Below are 19,255 nucleotides of genomic sequence, written 5' to 3'. Positions count from 1 at the left end.
ACTCCACCTGAACAGTACCGTTGTCCGTTCATCGCGGAACACCCGGAAAAGGAGACAGCCGACGTGCCGCTTCCTGGTCCCGACACCCGAGTGGTCGAACTACGCGTGCCGGGCCTGTCCGGCACCAGCGGCGAAGAGCTGCTGGACGCGGCCGGCACGGTGGAAGTCGCCGGGGACGGTGTGGGCCGGGTGATCCGCCCGTCGGACCGGCTGCGGCGCCCGGCGCCCGGTCCGGTGCTGCAGGCGCTCGGCCGCTCGGTCCCCCGCACCCTCGAGGGTTACCTGTGGAGCGGCATGACCTCCGGGGGCGCCACGAAGGCGGCGTGGGCGCTGCTGTTCCCGTTCTCGCTGGCCAACGTGGCGCACTGGATGCTGCCGCCGGTGCCGGACGGCAGCCGCGCGGCGGCCGCGCTGGGCGGGCTGTGCCGGGGTGTGCTGCGGATCGCCGCGCTGCTGCTCACGATGCTGCTCGTCGCGCAGGTCGCGGTCATCACGCTGGACCTGTTCGCCGCGCAGTGCCTGGCGCCCGGCCGCCGCTGCCTGACGTGGCTGCCGGAATGGCTGCGCGACGTCGAGCAGGTCCGCCTGACCGCGGGGCTGCTGCCTGCCGCGCTCGTGGTCCTCGTGTTGTTCCGGGTGTCCGGCACGAACTGGACCGTCCGGGCGCACACCCCGCCCCCGCCCGGGGACACGCTGCCCGGTGACGCGCTGCGCGGCGACACCGACTCGCCCGTGCTGCGCTGCGTGCACACCCTGGCGGCGCTGAGCACCGTCGCGCTGCTCGCCGTCGGCGGGCCGCTGCAGGTGCCCGGCGACGTCTTCGGGCGGCTGCTGTGGGCCGCGTCCCTGGTGCTCGCCGGGGTCGCGCTGGTCACGTCGGCGTCCGGGGTACGGGACCTGCCGCGGTGGGCGCGCGGCGGGCTGCTGTGGGTGGCGGTCGCGCTGCTGGTCGCGGTCGGGGTGCGCGGCGCCGTGCCCACCGGGTCGGACGCGACCGTGGAAGGCGTCGGCGCGGCGCTGCTCGGCGCGTGGCTGGTGTTCGCGTTGCTGCTGGTCCCGGCGGCGCTGCTGGCCCGCAGGACCTGGCGCGACCTGCCGAAGCGGCTGCGGCCGTGGGCGGGTGGCTGGGCGGCCGCGCCGGCGCTGGCGCTCGCGGCGCTGCTCGGCGGCGGGTTCGGCGCGGGCCTGGCGACCGGGCTGCGGCGGCTGGCCGGCGCGAGCGACCTGCGGCTGCCGGACAGCTACCGGCTGGTGACCGCGCTGTGGGGCGGCGGCCTGGTGCTGGCGATCGTGCTGGGCGTGCTCGGGTTCGCGGTGGCCGTGCCGCTGCGGCGGCGGTCGCGCGGGATTCCCGGAGTCGTGCGGATGCTGCAATCTCCGGCGGACCAGCAGGCCGCCGCTGCCGCATGGGCCCGGTCGGCCTGGGAACGGCGGCACCTGCACCACCTCGCGCTCGGCGTGATCGCGGGACTGTCGCTCGGCGCGGCCGCACTGCTGGTCGCCTGGTACGGCTTCGGCACGTTCCCCGGCTGGCTCGACCCGCTGTCCGCGGCCGGGGTGTTCGGGCTGGGCGTGCTGGCCGTCGGGTTGCTGCGGGTGGTCTACACCGCGGCCACGAAGCCAGGACGCAACCGGCACCTGGGCGCGCTGGCCGACCTCGTGTGCTTCTGGCCGCGGGCGGCGCACCCGGCGATCCCGCCGTGCTACGCGCTGAAGGTGGTGCCGGACCTCGCGGCCCGCGCGAAGGAACACCTGGCCGAGCCGAACACACGCGTCGTGCTGGGCGGGGAGAAGCTGGGCAGCGTGCTGGCGGTGATCGCGGCCGCGCGGCTCGTGCACACGGTGTCCCCGGCGGACCGGGAACGGGTGGGCCTGCTCAGCGCCGGGTCACCGCTGCAGTGGGGGTACCAGCGGGCGTTCCCGGCGGTGCTGCCGCACGCCGCGCTCGCCACGCTGTACGGATCGCTGGACGGGCGGTGGCGCGGGCTGGCGCGCGGCACGGACATCTTCGGCGGCGGCGTGACCACCTGGCGGCACCAGGTCGACGGCGACAAGCTGACCGGCGAGGGCTACCTGCCGGACGGCGGCTGGGGCGCGCTGCCGCCGGCCGCGGCGGGCGCGACCGGCGCGCTCGTCCTTGGCGGGGACCACTGGCTGCCCGATCCGGTCCATCCGCCCTCCGGCGCGCGCCGCTGGGCGGCCGGGGTGCTCGGGCACGCGGACTACCTGGTGGACCCGGAATGGGACCAGGCGGTGGCGATCGCGGCCGGCCTGGAGACACCGGGCAAACCGGCGCGCGGGGAGGCCGAGCAGGTTCCCCTGTTCCCCGACCTACCCCGGTTCCACCTGAACCTGGCTCGCTGACCGCGACGAAAAGGCCCCCTCCGCGCGGAGGGGGCCTTTTCGTCGCGGCCTAAGGCTTCGTCGGGTCGGCGCCTTCCACCGGCATCGGCGACTCGGTCGCGCCGCGCTTGCCGAGCAGGGAGTGGCGGCGGCTGTAGGCGAAGTAGATGACCACGCCGAGCACCATCCAGGCCAGGAACCGCAGCCAGGTCAGCACCGTCAGGTTCAGCATCAGCCACAGGCACGCCAGGATCGCGAGGATCGGCACCACCGGCACCCACGGCACCCGGAACGCGCGCGGCAGGTCCGGCCGCGTCCGGCGCAGCACCAGCACGCCCGCCGACACGAGCACGAACGCGAACAGCGTGCCGACGTTGACCATCTCCTCCAGCTTGTCCGCCGGGAAGAACGTGGCCGCCACCGCGACCAGCAGGCCGACCAGCATGGTCGCGCGCGCCGGGGTGCCCCGCTCGCTCGTACGGGCCAGCGAGCGCGGCAGCAGACCGTCGCGCGACATCGCGTACAGCACCCGGACCTGGCCGAGCATCAGCACCATCACCACGGTGGTCAGGCCGGCCAGCGCGCCGATCGAGATGACGTTCGCCGCCCAGTTGACGCCGTTCGCGGCGAACGCGGTCGCCAGCGTCTTGTGGCTGCCGTCGCCCGCGTCGGTGGCCAGGTCGGTGTAGGGCACCATGCCGACGACCACGAGCGACACGGCCACGTACAGCACGGTGACGATCGCCAGCGAACCGAAGATGCCGCGCGGCACCGAGCGCTGCGGGTTCTTCGTCTCCTCCGCCGTGGTGGCCACGATGTCGAACCCGATGAACGCGAAGAACACCAGCGAGGCGCCTGCCAGCAGACCGAACAGGCCGAACGAGCTGCTCGCCCCGCCCGCGATGACCGAGAACAGCGACTGGTCGACGCCCGACTCACCGCTGGCCGCAGGCGCACCCGGCGGGATGTAGGGCGAGTAGTTGGCGCCCTTGACGTAGAACAGGCCGAGCACGATCACGAACAGCACGATGCCGACCTTGATCGCGGTGATCACCATGGACACCCGGGACGACAGCTTGGTGCCGATCGTCAGCACCAGTGCCAGCGCGAGCACCAGGATCAACGCGCCCCAGTCGACGGTGACGCCGCCGATGTCGAACGTCGTCTTAGCGCCGTCGCCGAAGATGTAGCCCAGCACCGTCTCCAGGTACACCGACCAGCCCTTGGACACCGCGGCCGCGCCGACGGCGAGCTCCAGCACCAGGTCCCAGCCGATGATCCAGGCCATGAACTCGCCGAACGTCGCGTACGAGAACGTGTACGCGCTCCCGGCGACCGGCACCGTCGAGGCGAACTCGGCGTAGCACAGCGCGGCGAGACCGCACGCGATCGCGGCGAACACGAAGGCCAGCGACACCGACGGTCCGGCGTAGTCGCCGGCCGTGCGTGCGGTCAGCGTGAAGATACCGGCGCCGATCACGACCGCGACCCCGAACACCGTCAGGTCCCACGCCGACAGGTTGCGCCGCAACCTGGTGTCCGGCTCGTCGGTGTCCTTAATGGACTGCTCGATCGACTTCGTGCGCCACAGCCCGTTACCTGGCAAGGGTGTCTCCTCCCGGTGTCCTGGGTCTCAGGTCCGGTTGGTCACCCTAACGCGAACGGGTGAGGCGAGCGAATCGGAGGTCAGACGAGCTGACGGTCCAGGTCCGGCTCCAGGTAGATCAGCCGCGCGGACGGCACCCGCTCGCGCACCCTGGCCTCGGCCGCGTCGATCTCGCCCGCCACTTCGGAGAGCTCCAGGCGCGGGGCGAGCGCGAGCTTCGCGGCGACCAGCAGCTCGTCCGGGCCGAGGTACTGGGTGCGGATGTGGATGACGCGGTCGACGCGGCCGCCGGTCAGGGCCTCGCAGATGCTGTCCAGCTCGCGGTCGGTGGCGCCCTCGCCGATCAGCAGGCTCTTCATCTCGACGATCAGGATGATCGCGATGATGCCGAGCAGGACACCGATCATCACGGTGCCGATGCCGTCCCACACCGGCTCGCCGGTCACCTCGGACAGCCCGACGCCGATCAGCGCGAAGACCAGGCCGAGCAGCGCGCCGGTGTCCTCCAGCAGCACGACCGGCAGCTCCGGCGTGCGCGACTGGCGGATGAACTGCCACCACGTCGCGTCGCCCTTGATCTTGCGCGACTCCCCGATGGCCGTGACGAACGAGTAGGTCTCCAGGCCGATCGCGACGACCAGGATGCCGACCGCGACCAGCGGGCTGGTCAGCGGCTCCGGGTGCTCGATCTTGTGGATGCCCTCGTAGAGCGCGAACACCGAGCCGAGCGTGAACAGCATCAGCGCGACCACGAACGACCAGAAGTACCGCTCCCGGCCGAAGCCGAACGGGTGCTCCCGGGTGGCCCGCCGCCGCGCCTGGCGCTGGCCGAGCAGAAGCAGGCCTTGGTTCGACGTGTCGGCGACCGAGTGCACGGACTCGGCGAGCATCGACGACGACCCCGTGATCAGGAACCCGACGAACTTCGCCACCGCGATCCCGGCGTTGGCGCCGAGTGCCGCGAGGATCGCCTTCGTTCCGCCACTTGCCGACACGCTGACCCCCTGTGAGTCTTACCCGTTTTGTCGCGATGAGCCTAAGGCCAACGGGTTCACCGCAGCAGAGGGAGCCCGCCGACCAGTTTGTCGATCTTGTTCCGCGGCCCCACCAGGCTCACGGCGTAGTACTCGAAGGCCTCCTCGTCGGTACCCGCCATGGCCTCGGTGTACTCCACGTAGGACCGGCTGGCCTGCGCGTGCTTGGACATGTCGGCGACGAAGATCCCCTCGCGGTTGGCGGCCTTCGTGCGGATCTGCAACAGCTTCGCGGCGTCGGCGGCCAGGATCGAGCAGCCGGTCCACGGCAGCCCCGCGTGCGGGCGGGCGGAGGCGTCCTCGACCTGCGGGCCGACCAGGGCGGGCAGGACTTTGCCGACCGCGGCGCCGAGGCACGCGGTCGCGTTCGCGACGAGACCCGGCCCGAGCGACGGGTCGGCGACGATCACCCACTTGACCTTCGCGGTGCGAGTGGTGGCGTCGAGCTGGACTTCAACCTGAGGATCTGTGGTCACGAGCGCACAAGCTAGGCAAAGATGTGCGAGTCAGCCAGCAAGTCCGAACTTAATTCGACGGGAGGCCCGTTTTGGCGCGATTGGACGAACTTGATCAGGCGTTGCTGCGGGAACTGCAGCGCGACGGACGGCGCACCAACCGCGAGCTGGCCGCCGCGACCGGGGTTTCGCCGTCCACCTCGCTGGAGCGCGTCCGGGCCCTGCGGGAACGCGGCGTGATCCGCGGCTACAACGTCGACCTCGACCTGGCCGAGATCGGCCGCCCGGTGCAGGCGCTCATCGCCGTCCGGGTGCGCCCGCCGTCCCGGCCGGTCATCGATGCCTTCCGGGAATGGGTGACCCTGCTGCCCGAGACGCTGGGCGTGTTCGTGGTCTCCGGCGGCGAGGACTTCCTCGTGCACGTGGCGGTGCCGGACAACGACGCCCTGTACGCGTTCGTCATCGACCGCCTCACGCAGCGCAAGGAAGTGGCCGACGTGCGGACCAGTGTCGTCTACGAGCACATCCGCAGCCGCGTGATCGACCCGGCCTAGCGGTCGCGGAGCAGAGCCACCCCGTCGCCGTCGAGCTCGTCGCAGTACGCCGTGCGACCGGTCATCGCCATGATCAGCGACAGGGTGGGTCCGGTGACCAGCGGACCGGAGCCGGTCGCGAACGGTCCGTCGGTGGCCGCCAGCCGCAACCCGCTCACGCGGCTCTTCGCGACGACGACGAGGTCGGAGCCCGCGTAGTACTCGGCCAGCCGGGTCAGCACCGGTTCCGGGTGGTCCCGCCGCAGTCCGAGCGGCCGCCGGATGTCCTCGCCGTGCACCACCGCTTCACCGAGCAGGGCGATCACCGGCAGCGGCGGCTTGGTCGTGCTGCCGACGACCCGGCGGAAGCGCGCGAGCGTGTCGGCCGGCGCGTCGCCGAGGTGCTCGGCCAGCCGCACCGCCACCTGTTTGTCGAAGTCGAAACGGCAGCGGATCACCCCCGCCAGCCACCGCATGGGCGTCAGGCTCGCCGACGCGGTGAGGTGGGCGAGCACCTCGCGCACCGACAGGCCGGCGCACAGCGACGGCGTCGCCCACTGCTTGTCGGTCAGGTCGGCGAGGTCATCCGCGAGTGCCGCCCGCTCGGCGTGCACCAGTGGCCACAGGTTTCCGGTCATGCCGCATACGACCGCTCCGGCGCGCCGGAATCATCGCTACAGGCAGCCCGAGGTGGCGCGGAACAACTGCGTCCGGCCGCTCTCCGCGGGGTGCACGGCGACCGCCGGGTCCGAAGCCGGCACCCACACCGACTGCCCGCGGCGCAGCTCGATCTCCTGGCCGCTCTCCGCCTTGATCCGCACCGAACCCTGCGTGCACAGCAGGATCTGCGGCTTGCCGTTGTCGACGCGCAGCGAACCGGTCTCGCCGGCGTCCCACTCGCACCGCGACAGCTCGAACTCCGGCGCGTCGGTCGTGTACACCTCGCCGCACGCGGACGGCTCACCGCGCAGGATCGGCATGTCCGCGCAGGTGAAGTCGACGACGCGGAGCAGCTCGGGCACGTCCACGTGCTTCGGCGTGAGCCCGCAGCGCAGGATGTTGTCCGAATTCGCCAGGATCTCCACGGCCGTGCCGTGCAGGTACAGGTGCAGGTTCCCGGCAGGCAGGTAGATCGCCTCGCCCGCGCTCAGCGTCAGCCGGTTCAGCAGCAGCGCGGCCAGCACACCGGCGTCCCGCGGGTGCGCCTCGCCCAGCTCGAGGATCGTGCGGCACTCGACGTCGAACTCGCCGTGGTCCTTCACGTGCAGCACGCACGCGTCGAGCACCTCGGGCAGCAGCTCGTCCAGCACCGGCTGCGGCAGCGTGATCCACGTGGTGAACAACGCGCGCAGGCCGTCGGAATCCGGCTGGGCGGCCAGCAGCTCGGTGTACTTCGCCAGACCGGGGGTCTCGATGGCGCGCAGCAGCTCCACCGTGCGCTCCGGCTTGCGGAAGCCCGCCAGCGCGTGGAACTCGGTCAGCGCGCACACCAGTTCCGGCTTCGCGGTCGGGTCCGGGTAGTTCCGGTTCGGCGCGTCCCGCGGGATGCCGGCGGCCTCCTCGCGGGCGTAGCCCTCGGCCGACTGCTCGGCCGACGGGTGCGCCTGCATCGACAGCGGCTCCTCGACGGCGAGGATCTTCAGCAGGAACGGCAGCCGGTTGCCCCAGTGCTCGGCGCACTCCCGGCCCAGCTGGCCGAGCGGGTCGGCCTCGACGAGTTCCAGCAGGCTGCGCTCGTCGCCGTCCGGGCCGACGATGCGCGACGGGTCGCCGGGGTGGGCGCCCATCCACAGCTCCGCCTCCGGGTGCGGCGCGGGCACCTCGCGTCCCAGCAGCTCGGGGATGGTCGTCCGGGACCCCCAGGCGTAGGGCCGCACCGCATTGCGCAGCAGCTCCACTGTCTTCTCAACTCCTTGGCTCTTCCAACCCCTCGCCCGATTCCCGCGGGATCGGGCCCGAAACCGGCGTCAGGCGGACGCGGGCTCGTAGTGCCCGCCACCACCCGTGGTGGCGGTCGCCAGCCCGAGGTAGACCGCGGCCAGCTCGAACCGTAGCGCGAGGACCCCGGCGCGCACGGGCTCGTCACCGACGATCTCGTCCGCTGGGGCGACCACTCCGGCCCCGGGAAGCGTATGCGAAGCGTCGTGGCGCGCCGCGTCGGCCGCCGGGCCGCTGTGCACCGCGAGCAGCAGCACCCGGTAGTTCGGCAGGTCGGTGTCGAAATCGGGGTCGGCGAAGATGTCCCGCTCGCCGGAGCTGCTCGCCGCGGCCTGACGCAGAGCGCGACGGGTCATCGCCTGCCGGTAGTCGGCGATGTCGGCGACGACCCCGGCGAACGAGCCCAGCGCGTAGCCGGCGTGCTGGGCGACCGCGACCGCGATCGGGTCCAGCCCCCACAGCAGCGGGATCCGGTCGGCGAGGCGCAAGGCGAGCGCCTTGGCGGGGTTGGCGAAGGAGTCGCGGCCGAGGTGGCCGCGCTCGGCCTCGGAGTCGAGCTGGTCGGCCAGCAACTGCACGTCGGCGACCAGCAGGCCGAGCGCGTTGGCGGTGAGCAGCCCGGCGGCGAGGCCGCGGGCGAAGGTCAGCTCGGGCGGCACCGGGACCCGCGGGACGAGCTGGACACCCTTGCCCGCCAGCGACGCCGCGACCGGGCCCTCGTTCGGCGCGGACAGCACCACCGTCGCCCCGTACCGCGCGGCCCGCTCCACGCCTGCGGCCAGCTCGCGGTCGAACGGGTCGTCGGTGTGCGCGAAGACGACGTCGAGCGCCCCGATCCACGGCGGCACCGCCTCGCTGACCACGACCGGCGCCGGGCAGGCCGGCGCCAGCAGCGCGTACAGCAGACGCGCGACGCTCCGGCTCACCCCGGGTCGGACGATGAGCACGAGCGCCCGCGGACGGCCGAGGTCGAGCCGGTCGGCCAGCTCGGCGTCCGCGGCGACCTCGGCGGTGGAGCGCACCTGGGCACCGGCCATCGCCGCCGCCCTCAGCAGTCCTGCGGTGTCGGCCTCCGCCAGGCGTGCGGGGTCGTCCAGGAGGGTGTCGTCAAGCACCGTCGGCACGGGACTCACCCGGGATCGTGGCCTCGTCGAGCAACAGCACCGGGATGCCGTCCCGGACCGGGTACTCGCGACCACAGGACGTGCACGTCAACGCGTCGGCCTCCGGATCGCTCGCCGTTCCGGGGCGGAGCGGCGCGTGGTCGTCGGACGGGCACGCCAGGATCTCCAGCAACTGGGCATCGAGCGCGACTGCCATGGAACCTCCCTAGCTGCGAACGATCGCGAGGACTTCGTCGGTCAGCGCGCGGACCGCGTCCTCGTCGGCGGCCTCGACGTTGAGCCGCAGCAGCGGCTCGGTGTTGGACGGGCGCAGATTGAACCACGCCTTGCCCGGCAGCTTCACCGTCAGGCCGTCCATCTCGTCGATCTCGACACCGGGACGGCTCGCGAACGCGTCCTTGACCGCGAGCTGCTTCGCGACCTGGTCGTCGACCGTCGAGTTGATCTCGCCGGACGCCGCGTAGCGCGAGTACGCGGCGGTCAGCTCGGACAGCGGCCGGTCCTGCTCGCCGAGCGCGGCCAGCACGTGCAGCGCGGCCAGCATGCCGGTGTCGGCGCGCCAGAAGTCGCGGAAGTAGTAGTGCGCGGAGTGCTCGCCGCCGAAGATCGCGCCGGTGGCGGCCATCTCCTGCTTGATGAACGAGTGCCCGACCCGGGTGCGCACCGGCTTGCCGCCGTGCTCGGCGACGATCTCCGGCACGGCCTGCGACGTGATCAGGTTGTGGATGATCGTGCCGCCCGGGTCCTTGGCCAGCTCGCGCACGGCGACCAGCGCGGTGATCGCGCTCGGCGACACCGGGTCACCGTTCTCGTCGACCACGAAGCAGCGGTCGGCGTCGCCGTCGAAGGCCAGGCCCGCGTCGGCGCCGACCTCGCGGACCTTGGCCTGCAGGTCGACCAGGTTCTTCGGGTCGAGCGGGTTGGCCTCGTGGTTGGGGAAGCTGCCGTCGAGCTCGAAGTACATCGGCACGATCTCGATGGGCAGGCCCTCGAAGACGGTCGGGACGGTGTGGCCGCCCATGCCGTTGCCCGCGTCGACGGCGATCTTCAGCGGGCGGCTGCCGGACAGGTCGACCAGCTTGCGCAGGTACGCGGCGTAGTCGGGGAGGACGTCGCGCTCGGTGACGCTGCCGGGCTGGCCGGCGAACTCCGGCACGCCCTGCTCGACGGTGTCGCGGATCTCGGCGAGCCCGGACTCCTGCCCCACCGGGGCGGCGCCCGCGCGGCAGAGCTTGATGCCGTTGTACTTGGCCGGGTTGTGGCTCGCGGTGAACATCGCGCCCGGCATGTTGAGCGACCCGGAGGCGAAGTAGAGCTGGTCGGTGCTGCACAGGCCGATCGACACGACGTCCAGGCCCTGCGAGGTGACACCCTCGGCGAACGCGGCGGCCAGGCCGGGCGACGACTCGCGCATGTCGTGGCCGATCACGACCGACGGCGATTCCGGCTTGATCAGCAGCGCGAAGGCGGCGCCGAAGTCCCGTACGAGGCTGGCGTCCAGCTGCTCGCCGACGACGCCCCGGATGTCGTAGGCCTTGACGATGGCCGACAGGTCTGACACGCGCTCTCCCCGAGAGTTGTCCATGGGCTGCGGATACCCGAGAGCCTACCGGGGGAACGCCGGGCAGATGTGGCGTGACCTACGAGATCGGGTCGGGCAGCACCCGCAGGTGGCCGCGACGGCCGGAGGGGCCCTCCGGTTCCGGCGGCGGGGCGGGCCTGTCGGACCGGCCCGCCTCCCGGACGGCCTCGGCGAGCGCCGTGAGCTCGTCGTCGGACCGGTCCGGGGCGGCGAACTCGCCCTCGTGCCGGACGACCTCCCACCCCCGGGGCGCGGTCAGGCGGAGCGCGTGCGCCTCGCACAGGTCGTAGGAATGCGGCTCGGACGCCGTCGCGAGGGGACCGACCACCGCGGTCGAATCGCTGTAGGCGTAGGTAAGCGTGGCGACGGCCGGGTTCAGGCACCCCGTTCGCGAACACTTTCGTACGCTCGACACGATCAGGGACGATAGCGCTTCCCCCTGACAAGTGCGCGCAGGCGCACCGGTGCAGGCCACCGACCGAGGCCAACGCGTAACCTTCCGGATGTGTCTATGGCTCGAAGTTCCCGGCATCGGCGGCGTGTCCGCCGGGACCGGCATGGCCGCGGGCTGCGCGGGCCGCTGTACCCGGCGACCCTGCCTGCCGCGGCCAGCCGCGCGGAGAAGTTCGACCAGCTCGTGCTCGACGCGCTCGAGCCGATCGAGGCCAGATGGCGGGACCAGCTGACCAAGCTCGACGTGGCGGTCGACGACGTGCCCGAGATCCGCGGCGCCGGCGGCCCGGTGGACGACGGGGTGCTCCACGACGGGGCGGTGCCGCTGTCCCGCCTGGTCCCGGCGGGTGTGGACCGCACCGGCCTGCCGACGCGCGCCCGGATCGTGCTGTACCGGCGGCCGCTGGAGGCGCGGGCCAAGGACCCCGGCGAACTGGCCGAACTCGTGCACGACGTGCTGGTCGAGCAGGTGGCGGGCTACCTGGGCGTCGAACCGGACATCATCGAGGGCGGCGAGTAGTTCCCGGGGCGGTGCCCGGAACGAGTGGTTTCCGGACCGTTGGTTCTCGAGTGGGCGCAGCAGCTGCGCCGGCCCGCTGGATCGCTCAGGAGTGCGCCGGCTCCGCCGTCGGCTCCAGCGGGCGTGGTTCGCGCAGCCGGGTCGGCACCGCGGTCAGCAGGGTGAACAGCGCGGCCGCGATCTGGACCAGCAACAGCACGTCCCGCAGGGTCGACGGGTGCTCGAGTGTCACCTCGGCCTGGGTGGTCGGCACCGCGACCGCCACCTGGTGCCCCCACGCCGGCACGATCGGCACCGGCTTGCCGTCCACCTGCGCCCGCCAACCGTCCTCCTGCTCGGCGGCCAGCACCAGCAGCCGCCCCGGCACGCCCTCCGACACCCGCACCCGCACGTCCGGCAGCTGCGCGTCCACCGGCGTCACCCCGAGGGTGCTCGTCGGCGCCTGCGCGGTCACCGCCTGGCGCGCCACCCCGGGCGGGACCAGCACGACCTGCCCGCCCGCCTCCAGCAGCCGCAGCACCGGCCGCCCGTCGGAGGTCGGCGCGACCGACGACGCCAGGTCGCCTGCCATCGTGACGATGGGCCGCGGATCGGCGCCCGCCGGAAGCACCACGAACAACGCCCCGGACGCCGCGGCGCCGGACAGCGCGGCCCTGGTCCGGCCCGGCTCGGGGTCGGTCAGCGCGTCCTGCCACCCGGCCAGCCGGGCGGGCGTCGCCGCGCTCACCGCCAGCTGCTCGTCCCCGAACCGCGGCATCCGGCCGCCCGTCTGCAGCGCGGGCGCGTCCCCGGCGTCCAGCACCAGCACCGACCGCCCGGTGCGGGCCAGCTCGTCGGCCTGGTCCTGCGCCAGCGCCGGCCCGCCGCCGGAGTGCAGCGGCCCGCCGCTGCCCGCCACGACGACCCCGACGGCCAGCGCCACCAGCAGCACCGCGCCACCGGCGAGAAAGGGCTTTCCGACCGGGCCGAGGCACGCGGACAGCACGATCCACAACAGCCCGGCGCCGATGACCAGCAGCGGCACCCCGGCGAAGCCCGGCGACACCGGCCCGCCCTGCAACGGCGCCACTTCCACCAGCCGCACGACCAGCAGCCCGGCGACGCCGAGCACCACCACGGCGAGCCCGGCCCCGGCAGCCCGGCTCGGGCGCACCGCGAACGCGATCACGGCCGCCAACAGCAACGCGAGCCCGGCAGGCCACGCCCCGGCGCCGCCCGGGTCCAGCCCGGCCAGGTCGACCGCGGTCACCGGATCGCCCGGCCCGCTCAGCCCGTGCAGCACCAGCGCCGGGTGGTTGACCAGCACGGTCGGCCACGGCATCAGCAACGCCAACGGCACCAGCACGACGATGACCACCGACGCGGCGCGCTTGAGCAGCGGCGCCGGCGAGGGCAGCACGACGAACCCGACGACCAGCCCGGCCAGCGCGAGCAGGTGCGCCAGCGGGGAGAACGCGCCGAGCAACGCCAGGCCGAGCGCGCACAGCGACGACGAGTGCAGCCACCGCTGCCCCGGATCGGCGAGCACGCCCGCGATGCCGGCGATCACCGGCGGCAGCAGGATGTGGGCGGCCACGACGTCGAGCCGGCCCTGCGACACCGCCGCGGTCGCGGCGGGCAGCAGCCCGTAGGCGGCGGCGATCACCGCCCGCACCCACGGCTGGACCGGCAACCGCCGCGTAGCGAAGAACGCCGACACCCCGGCGAGCGGAGCGTCGGCGATCATCAACAACGACACGAACCCGTGCGGCGTGAACACCGCACCGAAGGTGCCGAGCACGGCCAGCGCGGCCGGCGCGGCGCTCGCGGTGCCGCCGTCCACGGCGTGCCAGCCCGCGAGGTAAGCCGACCAGACCTCGCTCAGCGAACCGGCTTCGAGGAGCCGTCCGCCTGCGAGGTCGAACCCCAATCGTCCCGCGTTCACCGACAGCCCCAGCGCGGCGAGCACCACGAAAACGCCCGCCACCGGGGCGATCCTGGCCACCTTCGAGGTCCTGTCCGGGACGTTCACGTTGTCGGGCAAGGCTTCTCCAGTGGGCGGCGGCGATCGGTGAGGATCTTTGCCGCGCCAGCCTAGCTGAGCCGACCGTGACTCCACGCACCCGCACGAGCACGCGGAGACCTGTCACCTCGTTGTGAAGCAGGCGTTAAATTCCCTTACACAGCCCGCTTTTTGAGCTTCCGACGCTCCCGTTCGGACAGACCACCCCAGATGCCGAAGCGCTCGTCGTGGGCCAGCGCGTACTCCAGGCATTCGCCCTTCACTTCGCAGCCCTGGCAAATCCGCTTCGCCTCACGGGTCGAGCCGCCCTTCTCCGGGAAGAACGCCTCTGGATCGGTCTGCGCGCACAGTGCGCGGTCCTGCCACTCGGGGGGCTCGTCGTTGTCGAAGAGGTCGACGAGCTCGCCCAGCTCCACCTCCGGGCCTTCTCGCCACTCCACGACGTTCCCCCAATCCCTTCCGTCGGATTCCAACCGCACGTCCGCCTCCTCTGCTTCCACGCACTCCCCAGGCTGGCGGTCTTGCATCGCCGTCACCGTCGCCCCCTTGCAGCAACGAATAACAGCACTGTGATTACACCCGTGTAATGAGGCTAGGTCAAGCGGAGTAGCGAGGTTGGGGGATGCTTCTGCCCCGTCGCGCAAGCGGACACGCCGAACATCAACTCGCCAGGATGCGACAGACTGGACCCCGTGCAACGATCCGCGGTCCGACCAAGTCCTGTCTTCTTCGGCATTCTCGCACTCACCGTAGTGGGTGGCCTACTGGCCGCGTTCGGTGACGCGAGCACACTGCTCACTTCCGACCAAGACCCGATGGTGGTAGCCGGCGTCTTCATCCTCGTGATCGCCGGCTGGGTGCTCTCACTCACGCTGCACGAGTTCGGGCACGCCTTCGTCGCCTTCAAGGGCGGCGACTACGAGGTGGCCTCGAAGGGCTACCTGTCGATGGACGTCCGGCACTACACCGATCCGGTGCTGTCGATCGTGCTGCCGCTCGTCTTCCTGCTCATCGGCGGCATCCCGCTGCCTGGTGGCGCGGTGTGGATCAACCGCTGGGCGCTGCGCACCCGCGGGGTCGCGTCCTGGGTGTCGCTCGCCGGGCCGCTGTCCAACCTGCTGATCGGCATCGTGCTGACCGTGGTCGTGATGCTGGTGCCGATGCCGGCCGGCCTGCTGGTCGGCCTGTCGTTCCTGGCGCTGCTGCAGATCGCGACGTTCGTGCTGAACATCCTGCCGGTGCCCGGGCTCGACGGCTACGGCGCGATCGAGCCGTACCTGTCACCGGACGCGCGCGAGTTCGGCGCGAAGGCGCGGCCGTGGGCGCCGCTGGTCCTGTTCGCACTGCTGTTCGCGGTTCCCGCGGTGGGCGACGCGTTCTGGGACCTGGTCACGTTCATCTACGGAGCGGTCGGCGGCGACGACATCGCGGCGGCGGTCGGCCAGTACACCTTCCTGTTCTGGCGCCACTGAGGTTCAGGCCGCGCGGGCGAGCCACTCGTCCGCGCGGCGCACGACCCGCTTCAGCCCGCTGCGCTCGCCGAGGTAGTCGCCGACCATGCCGACCACCGGCAGCATCCCGACGGCCCGGTGGTAGAACCGGCCGTGTGGCCGCTTCTCCAGCTCGTCGGTGATGGCCAGGAGCGAGCGGCCCATGCGCCACAGCGTCTTGCCTGCCGACTTCAGCGTGATCCGGCGCGGTCGCTGCTCCACCTGGGAGAACTCGCCCGCCAGCTTGGCGGTCTCGGCGTCCTCGTCGGCGGCGTCGAAGTCCTCGTTCTTGCCCGCGGCGAGCGCCGGGTCGATGTCGCGCTGGAAGAGCACCCAGGCGGCCAGCCGGACCTTCTCGCCGACGTCGCGGATGCCGTACTCCTCCGCGATGGCGGTCAGCAGCAGGGCCTGCGTGGCCGTGCCGAGCGCGTCCTGCACCGGCAGCCGGTCGGCGAGCGCGCCGCCCAGCCCGGGGATCGAGGTGACCAGCGACGTCAGCCTGCCGAGGCGGTTGACCCACCAGTCGATGTGGCCGTCGCGGTCGGTCGCCTCCCACGCGGCCGATCCCGGCACCCGCACCGAAGCCAGGCCCTCCAGGCGGCCCGGCGTGCGCAGCGCGAGCAGCACCGGGCCGGAGGCGCGCACGACCGGGCGCAGCACGCCGACGACCTGACGATCGGAAATCGCTTCACCCACGGCTGGCAGCACCCTTCTTCGGCGGTACGGCGAGCGCGCCGCCGAGGCTCATGGCCGCCGGCAGTGCCCCGCCGGCGATGAGCAGCAACGCTCGCCAGTCCTGCAGCAACACGAGATCCCCGCCGGGCCCGAACAGCCCGACGATCACTATCACCAGTACCCACGCGACGAGCGGCGCAAACGCCGCGCGCGGCGCCACCAGCCGCCCGGCCAGCCGCACGAGCAGCGGGGTGGTGAGCGCCGCGACGAGCACGGTCACCGGGAACGGGATGGTCCCGCCCACGTACAGCGGCAGGAAGAACAGTTCGAGCACGGCCAGCAGTGCCGCGTCGAGCACCAGCAGCACCAGCAGCAGCCTGGACACCTACAGCCCTCCGAACAGGTCGCGCTCCGCGCCCTCCGCCGGGCCGCGCACGAGTACATAGTGCTCGACCTCGTCGATGGGCTGCGCGATGCCGTTGGACAACGCGAACGCCGGCGGCCGCACGCTGATCTGCGTCTCGTGGGCGGCCAGCGCCGCGATCTTGGCGTCGAGATGGTCGCGCACGTCGATGGCGGTGGTGATCTCCTCGTCCGGGGTGACCGGGAGCTCGCCGTCGGCGGGCAGCCGCCACGGCAGCCCGGGCTCCGCACGCAGGCGCGCGACCCCGCGGGCGAGCGCGTCGCGCGAGGCGGCGATGTGGAAGACCCGCCGCACGTAGGGGGCGTCCTCGACGGCGAGCATGGTTACTGCGTGTGCCCGGATGTGGTCCGGGTGCCCATACCCTCCGAAGTCGTTGTAGGTCACCACCACATGGGGCCGCGTCTCGTCGAGAACGGCCCGCAGCTGGGCGGCCTGCTCACGTGGATCTCCTCCGGAAAACGCCCGCGGGTGGTCGGCCGACGGCGTGCCGGCCATGCCCGAATCGCGCCAGCGCCCGATACCCCCCAGATAACACTGCCGGGTCAACCCGAGCGCCCGGACGGCGGAGGCCAGTTCCCCCGCTCGGTAGCCCCCGAGCTGGTCCCCCGCCCACGCCCCGAGCTGGTCGAGCCGCTTCGGGATGATCTCCCCCTCCTCACCGAGTGTGCAGGTCACGAGGGTCGTCTCGACCCCTTCGGCGGCGTAGCGGGCGATGGTCCCGCCGGTGGTGATGCTCTCGTCGTCCGGGTGGGCGTGGACGAGCAAGAGCCTGCGTGCGGAGGTAGCGGTCACGACTTCAGGTTAATTAGAAGATTGTGTGGCGTTCCTGTCACAGGCGTATGACTAGTCCTTTCGTGGGGTCCACAAAGTGGGACGCGTCGGTTATTCTCCCCCGAGCTACGCACCGCGCCGTAGCAGGGGAAATCCAAGAAGGGGTGCCCGTGCACCGAGATCCGGTGGGCAGGACCTGCGGCCACGAACGGCGACTCTCGTCACCCGTTCGAGTTAGGGACCGCGCGTCACTGTTCCATCACAATCTCACGCTGAGTGGCCGTCTCGGCTGTTCCGCTGCCTAGGTTGCACGATTACGGTGGGCAAACTCGATCACCTCGACAGTTCGCCGCCACAGGACGAGGCCGCCTCGCTACCCACGACGGCGTCGAGCAAGGAGAATGAATGTTAGGGAAGACCAAGTCACGTGCCGCCAGAATCGGCGCGCTCGCCGCGACCGCCGCGCTGGTCCTCGCCGCGTGTGGCGGCGGCGGTGGTGACAACAGCGGTGTGCAGACCGGACAGGCCTTCGCCGAGTGCGACGCCAACGCCAACGCGTGCAACTCGGCCGCCGCTGACCAGCTGCAGGACGGCGGTGACGTCACCTTCGCGATCGAGAAGAACATCCCGAACTGGAACGTCACGTCCGGTGAGGGCAACGTCTTCGAGACCGGCATGGTGACCAAGGGCATCTTGCCCTACACCTTCTACACGACGCCGGACCTCAAGCCGACGCTGGCGACGGACTTCGTGACCTCGGCCGACATCACCAGCACGAACCCGCAGACGGTGGTCTACAAGATCAACCCGAAGGCCGTGTGGTCCGACGGCACGCCGATCACGGCGGACGACTTCATCTACAACTGGAAGGTCCAGAACGGCAAGGACTGCCCGGACTGCGCCCCCGCCAGCACCTCCGGTTACGACCGGATCGCCTCGGTCGTGGGCTCGGACAACGGCAAGACGGTCACCGTGACCTTCACCAACCCGTTCACCGACTGGAAGGTCCTGTGGAGCTCGACCGGTGCGATGTACCCCGCGCACCTGGCCGCCCAGCACGGTGACCTGAACACCCCGGCCGGCCTGGCCGAGTCGTACAAGTGGTTCGGCGAGACGGTTCCGACCTGGTCCGGCGGCCCGTGGAAGATCGACAACTTCCAGAACAACGTGTCGATCACCATGGTGCCGAACCCCGCGTGGTGGGGCGCCAAGCCGAAGCTGTCGCGCGTGATCTTCCGGATCATCACCGACGCCTCGCAGGAGCCGACGGCCCTGCAGAACAACGAGGTCCAGGTCATCTACCCGCAGCCGCAGGTCGACCTGGTCAACCAGGTGCGCAACATCCCGAACGTGTCCTCCTACATCGGCCTCGGCCTGACCTGGGAGCACTTCGACTTCAACCTGAAGAACCCGGCGCTGGCCAACAAGGCGCTGCGTCAGGCGCTGTACACCGCGGTCGACGTCCAGGGCATCATCGACAAGACCGTCGGCCAGTTCACCGACAAGGTGAAGCCGCTGCAGAACCACAACTTCATGCCGGGCCAGGAGGGCTACAAGGACGTCATCTCGTCCACCGGCCAGGGCACGGGTGACATCAACAAGGCGAAGCAGATCCTCACCGAGGCCGGCTACAAGCTGCAGGGCGACCAGCTGATCGACCCGAGCGGCGCGCCGGTGCCCGCCCTGCGGATGCGCTACACCGTGGGCAACCAGATCCGCCAGAACGAGTGCGAGCTGTTCCAGCAGGCCGCGAGCCAGCTGGGCGTCAAGGTGGACATCATCCCCACCGACGACCTCGGTGACACCACCAGCAATGGCGACTTCGACGTGATCGTGTTCGCGTGGGTCGCCTCGCCGTTCCCGTTCTCCGGTGCGCAGCAGAACTGGACCACCGGTTCGGAGAGCAACTACGGCGAGTACAGCAACACCCAGGTCGACAACCTGATCGCGCAGGCCAACGCCGAGACCGACCAGGCGAAGGCGTCGGAACTGCTCAACCAGGCCGACCAGATCATGGCCGACGACGCGTACGTGCTTCCGCTGTACCAGAAGCCGACCTTCATCGCGTCGTACGACAACATCGCCAACATCCGCAACAACTCGACCCTCGACGGGCCGGTCTACAACATGCAGGAATGGGGCATCCGGAAGGGCTGACCAGCCGAGCCGGAGTACATTACTGAGAAGTAATTCGGTGGGGGAGGCCGGCGACGCCGGTCTCCCCCACCCCCTAACCGCACGAAACCACCACAACTAGACAGGTCGCGCCGCCCGGTTCCGCCGTCACGAGCGGCGTGCTGGTCGA

19 protein-coding genes are annotated in these 19,255 nt (G+C 71.5%); 5 read left to right on the top strand and 14 right to left on the bottom strand.

Features of this window, described 5'->3' with window-relative positions; all coding sequences use genetic code 11:
- Positions 1-63: 63 nt before the first annotated feature.
- On the top strand, positions 64-2,364 hold the full coding sequence (locus ACCP09_RS18115) for a hypothetical protein (protein WP_433748094.1): 2,301 nt from the start codon (positions 64-66) through the stop codon (positions 2,362-2,364).
- A 49-nt stretch (positions 2,365-2,413) separates the two neighbouring features.
- Here ACCP09_RS18115 and ACCP09_RS18110 read toward each other — a convergent pair whose 3' ends face one another.
- The 3 genes from ACCP09_RS18110 to ACCP09_RS18100 form a co-directional block, all read right to left on the bottom strand.
- Complete coding sequence (locus tag ACCP09_RS18110) at positions 2,414-3,949, bottom strand: amino acid permease (protein ID WP_027934151.1); 1,536 nt, start codon at positions 3,947-3,949, stop codon at positions 2,414-2,416.
- 80 nt (positions 3,950-4,029) lie between these two features.
- Positions 4,030-4,944 carry a cation diffusion facilitator family transporter gene (locus ACCP09_RS18105; protein WP_123684937.1) on the bottom strand — a complete coding sequence of 305 codons (915 nt, stop codon included), beginning with the start codon at positions 4,942-4,944 and terminating at the stop codon, positions 4,030-4,032.
- A 56-nt stretch (positions 4,945-5,000) separates the two neighbouring features.
- A complete protein-coding gene (locus ACCP09_RS18100; RefSeq protein ID WP_027934149.1) occupies positions 5,001-5,459 on the bottom strand; it encodes a DUF2000 domain-containing protein in 459 nt (152 codons plus the stop codon).
- Between the two features lie 80 nt (positions 5,460-5,539).
- Between ACCP09_RS18100 and ACCP09_RS18095 the strand changes: the two genes are divergently transcribed.
- Positions 5,540-5,992 carry an Lrp/AsnC family transcriptional regulator gene (locus tag ACCP09_RS18095; protein WP_017984732.1) on the top strand — a complete coding sequence of 151 codons (453 nt, stop codon included), beginning with the start codon at positions 5,540-5,542 and terminating at the stop codon, positions 5,990-5,992.
- Here ACCP09_RS18095 and ACCP09_RS18090 read toward each other — a convergent pair.
- The 6 genes from ACCP09_RS18090 to ACCP09_RS18065 form a co-directional block, all read right to left on the bottom strand.
- Positions 5,989-6,609: a maleylpyruvate isomerase family mycothiol-dependent enzyme gene (locus ACCP09_RS18090; RefSeq protein WP_433748088.1), complete on the bottom strand. Its 621-nt coding sequence runs from the start codon at positions 6,607-6,609 to the stop codon at positions 5,989-5,991. The two genes, ACCP09_RS18095 and ACCP09_RS18090, sit on opposite strands and share 4 nt — an antisense overlap.
- A 36-nt stretch (positions 6,610-6,645) precedes the next feature.
- Entirely contained in the window at positions 6,646-7,869 is a 1,224-nt protein-coding gene (manA, locus tag ACCP09_RS18085) for a mannose-6-phosphate isomerase, class I (protein ID WP_017984733.1), read from the bottom strand.
- A 69-nt stretch (positions 7,870-7,938) separates the two neighbouring features.
- Positions 7,939-9,033 carry a hypothetical protein gene (locus tag ACCP09_RS18080; RefSeq protein WP_017984734.1) on the bottom strand — a complete coding sequence of 365 codons (1,095 nt, stop codon included), beginning with the start codon at positions 9,031-9,033 and terminating at the stop codon, positions 7,939-7,941.
- Complete coding sequence (locus ACCP09_RS18075) at positions 9,017-9,229, bottom strand: Trm112 family protein (RefSeq protein WP_020422281.1); 213 nt, start codon at positions 9,227-9,229, stop codon at positions 9,017-9,019. The genes ACCP09_RS18080 and ACCP09_RS18075 overlap by 17 nt, the downstream gene beginning before the upstream one ends.
- A 9-nt stretch (positions 9,230-9,238) precedes the next feature.
- Complete coding sequence (locus tag ACCP09_RS18070; RefSeq protein WP_433748083.1) at positions 9,239-10,594, bottom strand: phosphomannomutase/phosphoglucomutase; 1,356 nt, start codon at positions 10,592-10,594, stop codon at positions 9,239-9,241.
- Positions 10,595-10,673: 79 nt separating this feature from the next.
- A complete protein-coding gene (locus ACCP09_RS18065; protein WP_084022740.1) occupies positions 10,674-11,030 on the bottom strand; it encodes a DUF3499 domain-containing protein in 357 nt (118 codons plus the stop codon).
- Positions 11,031-11,126: 96 nt separating this feature from the next.
- Here ACCP09_RS18065 and ACCP09_RS18060 point away from each other — a divergent pair, with 96 nt between their 5' ends.
- Positions 11,127-11,588, top strand: coding sequence for a metallopeptidase family protein (locus ACCP09_RS18060; RefSeq protein WP_017984738.1), 462 nt, complete (start codon positions 11,127-11,129; stop codon positions 11,586-11,588).
- Between the two features lie 85 nt (positions 11,589-11,673).
- Here the strand turns inward: ACCP09_RS18060 and ACCP09_RS18055 are convergent, their stop codons facing one another.
- Positions 11,674-13,611 (bottom strand): hypothetical protein, encoded by a 1,938-nt coding sequence (locus ACCP09_RS18055; RefSeq protein ID WP_433748078.1) that lies wholly within the window; start codon positions 13,609-13,611, stop codon positions 11,674-11,676.
- Between the two features lie 134 nt (positions 13,612-13,745).
- Complete coding sequence (locus tag ACCP09_RS18050) at positions 13,746-14,069, bottom strand: WhiB family transcriptional regulator (protein ID WP_026153473.1); 324 nt, start codon at positions 14,067-14,069, stop codon at positions 13,746-13,748.
- Between the two features lie 213 nt (positions 14,070-14,282).
- Between ACCP09_RS18050 and ACCP09_RS18045 the strand changes: the two genes are divergently transcribed.
- Positions 14,283-15,062 (top strand): site-2 protease family protein, encoded by a 780-nt coding sequence (locus ACCP09_RS18045; protein ID WP_027934143.1) that lies wholly within the window; start codon positions 14,283-14,285, stop codon positions 15,060-15,062.
- A gap of 3 nt (positions 15,063-15,065) precedes the next feature.
- Here the strand turns inward: ACCP09_RS18045 and ACCP09_RS18040 are convergent, their stop codons facing one another.
- The 3 genes from ACCP09_RS18040 to mshB are packed head-to-tail and all read right to left on the bottom strand — an operon-like array spanning position 15,066 to position 16,971.
- Positions 15,066-15,776, bottom strand: a complete 711-nt coding sequence (locus tag ACCP09_RS18040) for a hypothetical protein (RefSeq protein WP_027934142.1) — start codon at positions 15,774-15,776, stop codon at positions 15,066-15,068.
- A complete protein-coding gene (locus ACCP09_RS18035; RefSeq protein ID WP_020422288.1) occupies positions 15,769-16,140 on the bottom strand; it encodes a hypothetical protein in 372 nt (123 codons plus the stop codon). Before ACCP09_RS18035 ends, ACCP09_RS18040 begins: the two co-directional genes overlap by 8 nt.
- The gene (gene mshB / locus ACCP09_RS18030; RefSeq protein ID WP_027934141.1) at positions 16,141-16,971 is read right to left on the bottom strand and encodes an N-acetyl-1-D-myo-inositol-2-amino-2-deoxy-alpha-D-glucopyranoside deacetylase; all 831 of its coding nucleotides are present in this window, start codon (positions 16,969-16,971) and stop codon (positions 16,141-16,143) included.
- Between the two features lie 384 nt (positions 16,972-17,355).
- Here mshB and ACCP09_RS18025 point away from each other — a divergent pair, with 384 nt between their 5' ends.
- Positions 17,356-19,107, top strand: coding sequence for an ABC transporter family substrate-binding protein (locus ACCP09_RS18025; RefSeq protein WP_027934140.1), 1,752 nt, complete (start codon positions 17,356-17,358; stop codon positions 19,105-19,107).
- Positions 19,108-19,255: the final 148 nt, after the last annotated feature.

This window comes from Amycolatopsis sp. 3B14 (assembly GCF_050958625.1).
Classification (GTDB): domain Bacteria; phylum Actinomycetota; class Actinomycetes; order Mycobacteriales; family Pseudonocardiaceae; genus Amycolatopsis_E; species Amycolatopsis_E thermoflava.
This window is presented reverse-complemented; position numbering and strand designations above follow the sequence as displayed.

Coding starts and splice junctions, on each gene's coding strand:
- ACCP09_RS18090 (WP_433748088.1), bottom strand. CDS start 6,609: ATGACCGGAAACCTGTGGCCACTGGTGCACGCCGAGCGGGCGGCACTC.
- ACCP09_RS18075 (WP_020422281.1), bottom strand. CDS start 9,229: ATGGCAGTCGCGCTCGATGCCCAGTTGCTGGAGATCCTGGCGTGCCCG.
- ACCP09_RS18060 (WP_017984738.1), top strand. CDS start 11,127: ATGGCTCGAAGTTCCCGGCATCGGCGGCGTGTCCGCCGGGACCGGCAT.
- ACCP09_RS18025 (WP_027934140.1), top strand. CDS start 17,356: ATGTTAGGGAAGACCAAGTCACGTGCCGCCAGAATCGGCGCGCTCGCC.